We start from the raw sequence: 12898 nt of genomic DNA on the forward strand, positions 1-12898 counted from the left end.
TTTATCTTAACAAAACAATGCAATCTTCCAAAGTTGCTTTGCCTTCCACAATATCTTCAGCCAGTGTTAAACAGGTTGGTGAACCGCAGGCAGAGCAGTCAAGTCCAGGTAAAGTTGCATTTATCTGATGAATTCTTTTCATCTTTTCCAGAGCAGTTTTAATGTCACTGCTCAGTTTCATTATCGATCTGCCTGCTAAGGGAGTAACATCAAAATCACCGTTATCAAACATCTCACTGATTCGTTTATCTTCAAATTTTGTGTCTTTTCCCTTACTGATAATGTGCCTGATACGACTGGCAGCGATAAAGGGATTTTCAATATTGAGCACTCCACCAACACACCCGCCAATGCAACTGTGAAAAACTATGAAGTCATAGGGGTCTATCTGCTGGTTCTCAATTTTAAGTAAAATCTCAATAACATTTGAAATGCCGGATACAGCAAGAGTCCGAATATTGCCATCATCATTTTCAGAAGCTTCCATTCGGGAAACTGATAAGCTCAATCCTTTTGTATATACATCAATTTCGCGCTCATCACTGGCAGCTTCCGGTAATACTTCCAGGGCATGACCAAAGACTTCCTGGATAGAGATGGCTCCGTTTTCAATATCAGCAATATTACCTTCAGGTTGATGAACTGCAGTGACCTGAGAAATGCAGGGGACAATCTGATAGATCCCAATATCATCATCAGGGATATTCTTTTCATTCACCAGCTTTTGACGATAATACACCGCCAGAACGCTCATTGGTGATTCCAAATGCAGAAGATTGGGCAGTAATGAGGGGAATCTTACTTGTATAAGTCGAACTACTGCAGGGCAATTACTTGATAAAACAGGTCTTGTCTGAGGATATTCCTTCAAATATTTACGGATCATCCAGCTATATTGCTCAGTTATCATTGATTCTTCCAGCACTTCATCAAAGCCTAAGTGATAAATGGCTTTTTTTGCTGTGGGATAACCTACTTTATCAGAAAATTGACCAGCAAATGCTGTGGATAGAATTGCAACTTTGTATTTCTTGTTTTTTGTGATTTCCATGGTATCTGACCAGGGGATTAAAGCTCCATATTTACAGGCAGTGATACATCTGCCGCAATCAATGCAGCGTGTATCATCAAGCTGCACCTTTCCTTCACGAATACGCAGTGCCTTTGTAGGGCATACGCGAACACACTTCATACACGCAACACACTTTTGTGTCTTTACCTGTAGGGCATGAAAATATTTTTTATCATTCTCCATATTCATTACCTGAAATTTATTAACTAAAAAAGACAATAATTTCTACCAGAGTGCGACCTCCGGCAACTGAATCGATATGTAAGACATCAACGTTTTTTTTGATATTTGGTAAACCCAGACCTGCACCAAATCCCATTTCTCTTACCTGATCATCTGCAGTACTGAAACCAGGGATCATCGATTGCTCGATATCTTCGATACCGGGTCCTTTATCATAGAACTTGATCAGTACATATTCAGGATAGATATTTCCAGTGATGTCTCCACCTTTGGCATGAGCAGTTTCATTGATCTCCGCTTCATATGAAGCTATTGCAATTCGTCTTAAGATAGCACTATCAACTCCCAAACGCTTTAAAGCCATCTTGATCTGTGATGAAGCATTGCCGGCATTAACGAAATCGCGCTCTCCCAGCGTAAAATCCAAGGTGATCACGGGTTCAGGCAGATCATCAAAATGCTGATGTGTCCTTTCTTCATACTCCTGTCGAATATACCAGTATTCTGCCATATTATATCTTACAGCTTCGCAGCCCGTTATTAAATAGAATACCGCTGGTTTTGAACATGGTAAACCTGGTTGAGATCAAGGGAAGTTCCCGGTCATCAGCCATTTGGATGATCTCTGGGGAGGGTCTTTTACCTCGTACAAATACAATACCGAAAAGCTCTATCATATCTGATAGTCGGATTATTTGCGGATTCGTTAATCCTGATAATAATAAGGTGGGCTCTTTGGAGCACATTAAAATATCACTGATAAGATCACTGGCAAAAGCGCAGGATATTTCAGTATCAAGGTCAGTGTTTTCGGTCAACACTTCGGCTTCTAAAGCCTTAACTATATCTCCTAATTTCATATTCTTTTCCTGTCATGGATTTTAACCAATTTAATAAATTCGGGCAATTAATTTGATTGGGTAATCTCAGGTCAAGCAAATTGTTCGCTAATTTATATTAAAGATTTCACAACTCGATTAAAATTACTGATAATCTCTTCTTCACCTTCAATTTTACGATTTTGCATCAAAATTCTGCCGTTACAGATCGTAGTATGAACGCAGTCACCGTGGGCAGAATATACAAGGTTTGAAATGAGATTATGATTTGGTATCAGGTTAATGTTTTCCAGATCAATCAGGATAATATCTGCCAGGTTACCACTTTTAATTTCTCCAGCTGGCATACCAAGGCTTTTTGCCGGATTCAAAGTAGTAGTTTTATAGATTTCATCTGCAGAGGCAATTTCAGGATTTCTGGTGGATATTTTAGGTAATAAAGCAGCAAATTTCATCTCTTCAAACATATCCAGATTGTTATTTGAAGAACATCCATCAGTTGCAACACATATAGGGATATTGTGTTTCTGGTAATCCTGGAACCTGAATATTCCTGATCCCAGTTTCATATTGCTTACCGGGCAATGGATAACTTTAATATTACGCTTTTTTACTATCTCAAAATCCTGATCAGACAGCCATACCATATGAGCAGCAAACACATTAGAGTCAAGAACGCCAATTTTATCAAGATATCCCAGGGGGGTAAGACCATGCTTTTTTTGGCATTCATTAAATTCATGCTCAGTTTCCGCAACATGAGTGTGAATATTAAGACCATGCTTCCGGGCAAATTCTGCTGTCCAGATCAGGGTCTTTTCACTTACAGTATAGATGGCATGTGGTGCAAGACTGAATTTTACCAGGTCACCATATTTATGACTGTTCTCAAAGGTTTTCTCTATTTCATCCTGGATTTGGGGTAGTTTCCGGTCATCCAGCAGATCAATCACAGTGCAGCCATTTATCATCCTGATACCCATTTCCTGTGCTGCCCTGGCTTCTCCATGCCAGTGCCAGTACATGTCATTCGCCAGCACAGTCCCGGATTTGATCATTTCCAGACAGGCAAATTTGGTTCCCCAGTAAACATCTTCTTCCGTCATTTTGCCTTCAACAGGCCATATCTTGTCCTGCAGCCAGGGCATTAGTGCCATATCATCTGCATAACCACGCAAAATCTCCATCGCAGAGTGAGTGTGCATGTTATAAAACGCCGGAAGGGCTGCTTTGCCCTTTCCATTTATTATTACAGCATCTTCCTGGCTTAGATTTGTACCAGTTCCCGCAATCAGATTTCCTTCTATCAGTATATCCTGGGTAATTCCATCTAAATTTACGTCTTTGATCAGTATTCTCTTCATAATATTACCTCCAAAAAAAAATCCTGCCCGAAGGCAGGATAAATAAGTTCCATTCTATTTAGAAAAACGACTTCTTAGTAGCTTCCAGAAGCTGTTTCAAGGTTTTTTCACGCTCAGTGATATAGCCAAGTTCACTTGGTTGACTGGTAAGACCTTTTGCCTGTTTGAGATATTCTATGCTTGTAGTGAATAAGTCATACGCTTCCTGCTTGGCAGTGTCTCTTTTTTCGATCATTTCGTCTGCTTCAGTACCATATAGGTCTTTTGTTTTTTCATCATAATCCAGATACTTCTCATATTTAACATATCCTCTTCCCTGATAAATTTCACTTAAAATACGGAATGCCTGATAATCCTTGGGAGACAATTCCAAGACTTTCTTTGCAGCTTTTTCTGCGTCATTGTACATCTTAAGGGAGCTGTAACTGTTTGCCAGCATAATATATGCATTAGGATTTTCAGAATCTTTTTTCTCCAGTTTTAGAGCAGTATCCAGAGCTTTTTGATAATCATTGATTGAGGTATAGGCATTCACGAGATTGTAATATGCCTTTAAATTATCAGGGTTAGAAGCGATAAGATCATTATACTGTTTGATTGCACTTTCGATCTTGCCTGTTTTTTTATAGGTGGTAGCCAGTTTTTTATTTAAAGCATCATCATCAGGAAAACGGGATGAAGCATCTTCCAGATAGGGGAGAGCCTCTTCATAATACTCCAGATCAAAGAGCAGATTACCAAGTTCCTGATATGCCATATCCATGGTATCTGTGAGTGCAATTACAATTTCATATGCTTCCTGTGCCAGGTCGTAATATTCTATATCACGATAAAGCTCTGCTATTCGCATACCTATTTTAGGATTTTCTGCATAATCACTCATTTGTTCAAGAGCTGCCACAGATTCTTCATACATCTCCATTTTTGTATAGACAATGCTTAACTGATTCAGAATATCATCATTTGTGGGATCCAGCTCATGTGCCTGCTGGAAATATTCAACGGAATTTTCGTAATTACGCTCAATATAACTGATAGCACCCAGATAATAAAATGCCTGAACATTTTTGGGGTCTGAGCCCAGAACTGCCAGGAATGATTCTGCTGCCTGCTCAAAATTATGAGTAGAATATTGCTGCATGGCAATATCCATGATCATTTCAAAGGAACCCTGACAGGAATTATCAAGCTCACAAAATATATTTTCTTTCATGGTTGCCAGTCGTTCATCAGTGCTTTTAGTTACTGTAAATACAGTATTTATAAATTCATCGGTTTTTGTAGAAAGAATATTGATGGATAAACGGTAATTATTATTTCCTGAGGATGTTACATCACCCCACATGATAATTTCCGCACCGATCTTTCTGGCAATATCAAGTTTTTCTTCTTTTTTTAAATAAATAAATTCTTTGGAGCTTTCTGATTTAATAGATTTTGCTGTCTTTTTAATGTCCATCAATTCATATTTTTCATCTGCTTTAAATAATTCCTTGAAATCACTCCTTATTAATCGGTTTACAATATAATCACTATCACGGTCTTTTTTTTCAATACTGCCTAAAGCCACTTTTATTGGTTCTGCAAAAATCGTAAATGCCAGAAACAGGCTAAGTAACAATATAATACTCTTTCTCATTTTACCTCCATTTTCGATAAACTATTAGTTTCTATTTTTTTTAATACATCTCTCAAGACAAGCTTTTTTCACAATTATCTTAAAATATTTCAAATCACGCATCTCCCCGAAATTAAATTACTGTGCTTTTGTACCAGGCTCTGGGGGGCAGACCCGCGTGTCTGTCCAGAATTTGCAGCTTAAATATTATTGTTCCGTGTATATTAGAAAAGTAGAAAACCGAAAAAAATATATAATAAGCGGGCAATTATGGAAGCATCTGCGAACAGAAATTAAGAATTTTCAGCCTATGAATGCGAATTTTGGTATCCTTCCACCTTTGGCAGAAAAAATCAGAGATAAGAAGAAAAAGAAGTCTGCTCTTATTGAACGGGCTTTGCAGGCTTTGAGATAGTTTTTTATATCACACTCGTTGTATCAAGACCATCCCTGGTCTTGGTCTTTTCTGCGTATACAGACCATCTTGGTCTGATTACATTTCTTTAATTCAGAGCAGGGATGTTCTGGTTACGCAGAATTTGTCCGTGAAGTCAGTTGTTAAATCTATTTCTCTTATTTAGCAGCGAACAAACGCGAACAATCGCGAACTAAAAAAGCTATCAATATAAAACCAACAGCTATAAAATTATATCTCTTCAGTTCGTTTTGTTAGTCTTGTTCGTTGCTCATTAAATCTTATATTACATTCAGTTTGTTCGCGCTTGTTCGGTTAGTTCGCGGCTTAATTATTCTTACATTTAATTTTACATTTTCAATTTTACATTTGCTGTAGCCCTTTCCCTTAGCTAGAGCAAGGATGCTCTGGGTACGCAAACTAAAAAACCGCCCCGGAGAGGGGCGGTTCGTTGAGTAAAGAGGAGAGAGATTTATTTCATCAGAATAAGCTTCTGAATCTGTTCTGTTCCACTTGCAGTCATCTTCACAAAGTAAATTCCACTTGCGTGGCCAGCAGCATGCCAATCTACAGGGTATGTTCCTGCTTCCTTGTGTTCATTGACAAGTTCAACTACCTTCTGTCCCTTGATATTATATACTGAAATATTTACATTACCAGCTTCTGAGGTCTGATAAACAATTTTTGTTTCAGGATTGAAGGGATTAGGATAAGCTTTCAGCATCTGAGTAATCCCAGGTGCATCTGTAGTGAAATCAAAGAAAACATCTTCACCTGGAGCAGTAGTGATCTCTGTATTAAGATCAGTTACCTGACCATTCTGATAAAGCTTGAATGTTGCTGTCTCTGCTTCGGTTCCATTTATCACCAGTGATACACAACCATCATTAATGTTTGTCACACCACGGCATTCACCATTCACAAAAGCTCCTACCTGGCCTTCTGCTTCCAGACTGGCATAGGCGCATGTGCTATTGGTATAGATCACAGGTGTCCAGATGTATTCTATTGTATCCACACTTCTTGTACCTGTAGGTGGATCTGGATACATGAAATTAGCGGCGGTTGTAAGCTGTACCCAATAGCCATTGCCTGGTGAAAGTTCTTCCAGAGTATTGAAATTGGGATCAAGGGCTGGATCATAACTCTGTGTGATACTCTTCACCTTGGTAAGATTATCACCAATAAGTGAAGCAAAGGCATAATCTGGAGCTTCAGCTTCCTGAGGCAGGAATGCTGCCAGATTCCAGCCGGCATCAAGTGCAATTACCGTAGTCAACGGCAGTGCTGATCCGGTAAAATCAAGTACATCTTCCTGAGATACCTGTACCCAGTAGCCATATCCATCAACAAGGTCGACAAGGGTATTGAAATTAGGATCAAGGGCTGGATCATAACTCTGTGTGATGCTTTTTACCTTAGTAAGATAAGTCATTGGTGCAAATACATCCACAACAGCACGACTGCCAATATCCACATTATAGCTCCAGAGATTCCAACCTTGAGCAAATACACCCGGCAGGGTTACATCACCGCCGGGAACCCCTGGATACCAAACTGCGTCATCACCAGTAAATGCCTGTACATTATCATAATTAAGAATGCCTTGAGTCCATTCATATACATAATCTAAGTCCACGTAATAAACTGCTATAATATAAAGAACATCGGCAAATTCCCATTCAGGGAAATTACCACATTCCACCATAACCAGACTATATTCGTCCAGGATATCACAACCAACTGACAAATCAGTCAATACTGTCCCTGGATCAGTTCCTAAATAAGCTTCAAAGTAAACCGGGTCGCCATTCAGCGTAGCATCATATTCCACAAAAACAGGATGAGGAATACCTGCAAAAAGTCCGGCAGCTAAAGCAAATGTAAGGATTAGCGCAAATATCTTTTTCATAAAAAACTCCTTTTAGTTTTGCTTACCATTTTTTTGCAGATAATCATTATCGAATTGGCCAGGTAAAGTTTTGTACAGCACCTACCATCATTGCCTGTCCGACACTTACCGGAGTAGAACTATAAGTCCAGGCGTCATAATAACTGATATAAGCAGCAGTAATCCAGGCTTGATTTGTTTCATCCCAGATACTGATTGTATTAGCATTCTGACTTCCAATAGAAGCGGCAACATCACCCAATGTCGTTAAATCTGCCATATCAAGAGGAAGATAAATTAGATTCATGTCGGTTGTACCTGTGATTGTCAAATCAAAGGATGCCCAATCATCTGGAAGTTGTCCCGCAGGATATTCGGTATATAAAGTTGTTTCTGGGGTTGTACTAGTATTGAATACTACTACATCACCAATAGAGATTCCTATGCCTAATTCGGGATCCCAAACACCACTGGTTAAAACTGCTGATCCCCATGTTTGTGTTATTTCATTCCAAATACTTAATGCCTGACCGTCTACAATACTAAAATCTGTAACCATATCCATAACATTATCATAACCATAATCCATACTAATTGGAATGTAATTATAACCTTGTACTAACACATATTCATAATACCCTACTATTGTAGCTCCTTCATACCAGTCTTCTGTAACAACAGCATAGAATTGATATGAACTGGTGAAAGCAGTTCCGCTAGTTACCACTGCAATTTCAACCCAGGCTCTACCAGGAAAATCAGCATCAGGGTCATCTGATCCATATACCGTGTAATCATGAAGACCAACTGGAGACCAGGTAAGAGTTGTTTGAGTAGCAGTTCTTGAAATTGAAACAGCAAGTTCAGGTGCAAGAGTAGTCATCGCTGCATCTGTGTAATAAGGAATATATCTTACATCACCACCACCTGTTATATCTGTACCAACCACTGGTACATTGCCCCAGTAATTATAACTGGCATATACTATTCCAGAGCCTTGAAAATCCAAAGTTCCAGTAATTTCAAAACCATTTACTGTAGCATTATCGCCAGTAACAGTAACATCTCCATCGATTATAGAAGATTCATTGCCCTGCAAAATTAAATCAACTCCAATTACCACATCTTCTGTATATGTACCAGAAATTACATTAATGATATCATCTGCAGCTGCAGCTGCAAAGGAAAAACCATCGAATACTTTGTTACCGTTTATGGCTGTGTTAATGAAAGTATAATGATTATTTTCCAGATTCCAATTCATTTCGGTTAAGTACATATTCGCATTTATTGGGTTGATTGGATCGCTATCATTTCTTTCACTATTATAAATAACCATAGTGTTACCTGTAGGGGATGCTCCATATAAATCAATAATGACCTGAGCCCAGCAACAGTTCCAAACATTTTCATTAAAAGCATCTGGATCTGTATTATAGGCAGAAGCGTCAAACATAGTATAATTAGCCGCAGATAGATTAGATACAGAAGTTTCATGACAATACTGATAGCTTTGTTGTCCTGTGTCACCCTCAGGAGCTTGCAAGTAGATAAATTGATCATTATACTTTGTCATTGCAGGATCCCAGGCATTGTACTCGATAGAATTGGGCGTCAACCATCTACTACCAGGAACTTGATCTGGATCATATAGACTCACGACTCCTTCCGCTCCTGAAGTCCAATTACACCCAATAACATAAAGCTGATGGTTTGCGGAATTAGGGTCAGTATTATCTACACTAAAACGGCAAGTTGTTGCAAAAATACTAAACCACGGTTCAAAATTATAATCATCAGATTCTGAATCACTGGCATCTAACCAGGACTGACGATTAGTTGGATTATTTGTGTGAATGGAACCATTAGAAGAAGGAACCTCAACAGTGGACCAGTATGTGTACCATAATTCACCATTGAAAACTGCTAGATCACCTTGTTGTGCATAGGGACTTATGTTATCTACTTTGTTCCAGGTGTCTCCATCATCATCAGTCCAGAAAAGTTTCATGTTATGTCCATAAGTCGCATTGACTTCAGCACCGAGGATAAAGATTTTATTGTCATAATATTCTATCCAGGCATTTCCATTGGATATCTGATCAAATGCAGGATTAGAATCATACATCAACTGTATAGGTAAAGCAGAAGCTAATCCCTGGATGGTAGTTGCTTTCTTGTAATACATTCTATAGTCTGAATGATCACAAACTCCTGTGGCACCATATACTTCAAAATCTGGGTCATCACCTCCAACTAGATATGATAAACTATAAACTAACCAATAATAGCCATTTCCATACGTAAGATCTCCACCTCTTTCGTAGCGAACATTATCAGTTATTTGAATAGGTTTACTCACTTCTCTTGTTGTCTGTGCAAACAATACAATTACTGTGAAGAACAACACTAAAAAAATTAAAGTCTTTCTCATCTTTCCTCCTTAATTACTTTATCATCAACATTTTTTTGGTTTGAGTTTTTAAAGGTGATTCATAACGATAGAAATAAATACCTGAACTTACATTTCTGCCCTGTTCATTAGTTCCATCCCAAAAATACGATTGCAATACACCAATTTGAGCTTCTGCGATAGTTCCTGAAAATAGTGTTTTGATCTTTTGACCTTTTACATTGAATATATTCAGATTAACTTTACCAGTTTGATCGGGCACGAAGCAGATTTTTGTATCTGGATTAAAAGGATTTGGGTAGTTATTATATAACCCGTAGATAATTGGCACTTCTGGTGATTGCCCTCCATCATCAACAGGTATCATTATACTGATAGGACCATAATTCTCACTGCTGCCAGTATAATCTACATTTTCCAGCAGGTAATGATAAGTGTTTCCAGGTTCTATTTCCATCTCGTCTCTGAAGAAATATGATTGTGTTTCAGTGGTTGTTCCAGCTCCTGTGATCAATTCTGGATTAACTTGCATACTCTCAGCCATTTCCTCCGAGTCAGAACGATATATATTCCAGCCTGCATTATTGATCTCACTTTGTGTAATCCATTGCAGAACAGGGGTTCCCTCCTGGTACACTGCAGTAAATGAGGATAGAGTTACAGGAAGGAATGTACCACCCCAGTAATCAGTATCATACTGGCTGGCTCCATCACCAGTAGCCAGAGTCTGATTTACATTTCCTAATTCTTCTCTACCTGTATTATCAGAAACCACCCAGTTGATTATATCACCTTGAGACCATTCATAGTCATAAGTTTCATGCACAAAACTTGCCATATTCACATAACATAATCCTCTGCTTGCTAAGGCTTTATATCCACAACCGACATCGGTTTGATCAACTGAAAGAGTATATCCCTCACTTATAATACTTGCAGTGAAAATAATTGTACCGTCAGCTGGGACTCCTTCCGATGGTAAAATATATATTCCAACATTCTTAGGGTTGTTTTGAGCGGATAGTGCTAAACAAATGACAATGAAAATTATAGTAAATAATTTTTTCATGATATCCTCCTTATTCCTGCTCTGGCCAAATTGTGTTATCATCACCAGAACCTATATGTATAATAAATGGCGAACCAACTTTTACTTCACTGTCGAATCCAGAAGAGGTTATCGGTCCATTATCATATGTTAAGTACTTTCCTGATGACTGGTCATACCAGGAGATAGTACGCGGATATGAATCTGTTCCTCGTGTACTACCAAAGATATCATCATATAGTTCCTCCGCAGTATCAATTCCATCTGCTGATTTATTGATCGGTAATATTACAGTGTTGTACCCGGAACTGGAAGCGTAATTTAAGGTATAACTGTAAGGTCCGCTGGCTGGATAAGCTGTTCCCACAGAATACCAGGTAGAAGATGCATTAACATCAACCAGAAATACTTTACCTTTGCTGAGTGTACTTGAGTCAAGGGGTACTTCCCAAACCTGATTGGAATCATCCCAGATTTTTATAGATGCTGAATTACCTATATCGGATTTTAGGCTAGCGATTGTCTGACTTTCAGAACCCATTGAGTAACCTACCATATTCCAGCCAACAGCTGCTAATGTGTTTTTAACAAATCCCATGGGTAGTGAAGTTGAAGAACCTTCTGAGTTATTTGCTACATAGGTGCGATAAAACTGGCTGTCACCTGTAGCGGCATCTTCAATTGTAAAGGATTTGGTAGTAGTACCGCTTATTGAACCAGGCATATTTAAATTATACCATGTTCCGCTAAACGCCTGAACGTCATATGAAACTCCTGGTTGTGGTGATTCACTCCAGGTCAAAACCAAATCGTCACTATCGAATGCTGCCGTTAATCCAGCAGATCGTGGGGGAGTTGATTCTGTATATGAACTTGTACCAGTTGCTCCATTTCCAAATACTATTGCATGAGGAATGTGGTCGATAGCGAAAGACACCTGACCTGAAGTATCATAATCGGGTTCATCTGTACCGTAAACGCTTAAACCGGAATAAGTTACATTCTTGGTGTTGACCCAGTAAATGCCGTCTTCACTTAAATATAAACCCTGATCATCAGCGACTGTTCCAGATAATCCAATATCTCCTGTCCAATTGACAGTAACAGTAATATTGCCAGAACCAAGTGTAGTTAAAGCTTTTGTGTCAAAGTAAAATCCAAAATCAATTCCTTGTGATGGTACACTGCCAGGCTTTTGACTAAGAAGACCCAATTTCATATTTCCAACCGAGGTTGCAGGTAACACAACGGTAACCCGGCAAACATCATTAATATCTCGGGAATAACCATTGTAAATATAGGTTCCAGTAAGTGCACCATCACCATATGTTTCCTCTTCAATTTCGCTGGTTAATATCAATGCATTTGGTCCTACAAATTGCAGGGTGTTTTCATCTGTTAATGGAATAGAGACAAAGCCTTCCTGGTTTGTTGGGTATCCTACCCAAATATTCAGGAAATCCCCTGGTCCAGAGCTTGGATTAAGTGCTTTTGCATCAATCGTGAGAATGCCTGCAAGAGCACCAATTGTAGTAAATCCTATATTTACATCAGCTAAAGTGACTTTTCCAGCATAATTATCATTGAACCATACTTCACAACTTAAACCTGTAGATGATAAAATCGCTGCATTGTCTTCGTCCTTGATTTCCAGATTAACAACCCCAGGGATAACACCATCAGCTGTTAATAAACCTGCAGAAATCAAGATCAACATTAAAAAAAACTTAAAAATCATTTTTCTCATTTTTCCTCCATTTTTTAGTTAATTAAATTTTAAACGCAATGATACAGATTCTGAATTAAAAATATCATTAAATAGCTTCCCATAGAACCCTGATAGAAACACAATTTGTCGGGTGGAATTTCGTATTATTGATTCTGAATCTTCCCTCGACTCTCTCAATGACAAAGCTGGACAAAGTACTAAAAGTTGGTTTAAAGGGCAAAAATTGGTTGCTAAAATAGGGCATAACTAATTATTAGTAAACTATTTAAGTATATATTATTATGTAGGAGCATAAATATGAAGCAAAAGCAATGCCCAAATTGTAA

The 12898-nt window shown here is 38.4% G+C and carries 9 protein-coding genes; all 9 read right to left on the reverse strand.

Translation table 11 applies throughout. The annotated features are described in order from the left end of the window. Position 1 precedes the first annotated feature (1 nt). Positions 2-1255, reverse strand: a complete 1254-nt coding sequence (locus RAO94_00550; protein ID MDP8320816.1) for a [Fe-Fe] hydrogenase large subunit C-terminal domain-containing protein — start codon at positions 1253-1255, stop codon at positions 2-4. Between the two features lie 19 nt (positions 1256-1274). After that, positions 1275-1766: an ATP-binding protein gene (locus tag RAO94_00555; GenBank protein ID MDP8320817.1), complete on the reverse strand. Its 492-nt coding sequence runs from the start codon at positions 1764-1766 to the stop codon at positions 1275-1277. A 1-nt stretch (position 1767) separates the two neighbouring features. Then, on the reverse strand, positions 1768-2115 hold the full coding sequence (locus RAO94_00560; GenBank protein MDP8320818.1) for a DRTGG domain-containing protein: 348 nt from the start codon (positions 2113-2115) through the stop codon (positions 1768-1770). A gap of 92 nt (positions 2116-2207) precedes the next feature. Continuing rightward, the gene (locus RAO94_00565; GenBank protein MDP8320819.1) at positions 2208-3458 is read right to left on the reverse strand and encodes an amidohydrolase; all 1251 of its coding nucleotides are present in this window, start codon (positions 3456-3458) and stop codon (positions 2208-2210) included. A gap of 58 nt (positions 3459-3516) precedes the next feature. Then, positions 3517-5097, reverse strand: coding sequence for a tetratricopeptide repeat protein (locus RAO94_00570; GenBank protein MDP8320820.1), 1581 nt, complete (start codon positions 5095-5097; stop codon positions 3517-3519). Between the two features lie 866 nt (positions 5098-5963). After that, positions 5964-7403, reverse strand: a complete 1440-nt coding sequence (locus RAO94_00575; protein ID MDP8320821.1) for a T9SS type A sorting domain-containing protein — start codon at positions 7401-7403, stop codon at positions 5964-5966. 46 nt (positions 7404-7449) lie between these two features. Then, entirely contained in the window at positions 7450-9816 is a 2367-nt protein-coding gene (locus RAO94_00580; protein MDP8320822.1) for a hypothetical protein, read from the reverse strand. Positions 9817-9829: 13 nt separating this feature from the next. After that, on the reverse strand, positions 9830-10864 hold the full coding sequence (locus RAO94_00585; GenBank protein MDP8320823.1) for a T9SS type A sorting domain-containing protein: 1035 nt from the start codon (positions 10862-10864) through the stop codon (positions 9830-9832). Positions 10865-10874: 10 nt separating this feature from the next. Then, entirely contained in the window at positions 10875-12590 is a 1716-nt protein-coding gene (locus tag RAO94_00590) for a hypothetical protein (protein MDP8320824.1), read from the reverse strand. Positions 12591-12898: the final 308 nt, after the last annotated feature.

The organism is Candidatus Stygibacter australis (genome assembly GCA_030765845.1).
Taxonomy (GTDB): Bacteria; Cloacimonadota; Cloacimonadia; order Cloacimonadales; family TCS61; genus Stygibacter; species Stygibacter australis.

Excerpts from the sequence above, each read along its gene's own strand:
- RAO94_00550 (MDP8320816.1), bottom strand. The coding sequence starts at position 1,255 with ATGGAGAATGATAAAAAATATTTTCATGCCCTACAGGTAAAGACACAA.
- RAO94_00555 (MDP8320817.1), bottom strand. The coding sequence starts at position 1,766 with ATGGCAGAATACTGGTATATTCGACAGGAGTATGAAGAAAGGACACAT.
- RAO94_00560 (MDP8320818.1), bottom strand. The coding sequence starts at position 2,115 with ATGAAATTAGGAGATATAGTTAAGGCTTTAGAAGCCGAAGTGTTGACC.
- RAO94_00565 (MDP8320819.1), bottom strand. The coding sequence starts at position 3,458 with ATGAAGAGAATACTGATCAAAGACGTAAATTTAGATGGAATTACCCAG.
- RAO94_00570 (MDP8320820.1), bottom strand. The coding sequence starts at position 5,097 with ATGAGAAAGAGTATTATATTGTTACTTAGCCTGTTTCTGGCATTTACG.
- RAO94_00575 (MDP8320821.1), bottom strand. The coding sequence starts at position 7,403 with ATGAAAAAGATATTTGCGCTAATCCTTACATTTGCTTTAGCTGCCGGA.
- RAO94_00580 (MDP8320822.1), bottom strand. The coding sequence starts at position 9,816 with ATGAGAAAGACTTTAATTTTTTTAGTGTTGTTCTTCACAGTAATTGTA.
- RAO94_00585 (MDP8320823.1), bottom strand. The coding sequence starts at position 10,864 with ATGAAAAAATTATTTACTATAATTTTCATTGTCATTTGTTTAGCACTA.
- RAO94_00590 (MDP8320824.1), bottom strand. The coding sequence starts at position 12,590 with ATGAGAAAAATGATTTTTAAGTTTTTTTTAATGTTGATCTTGATTTCT.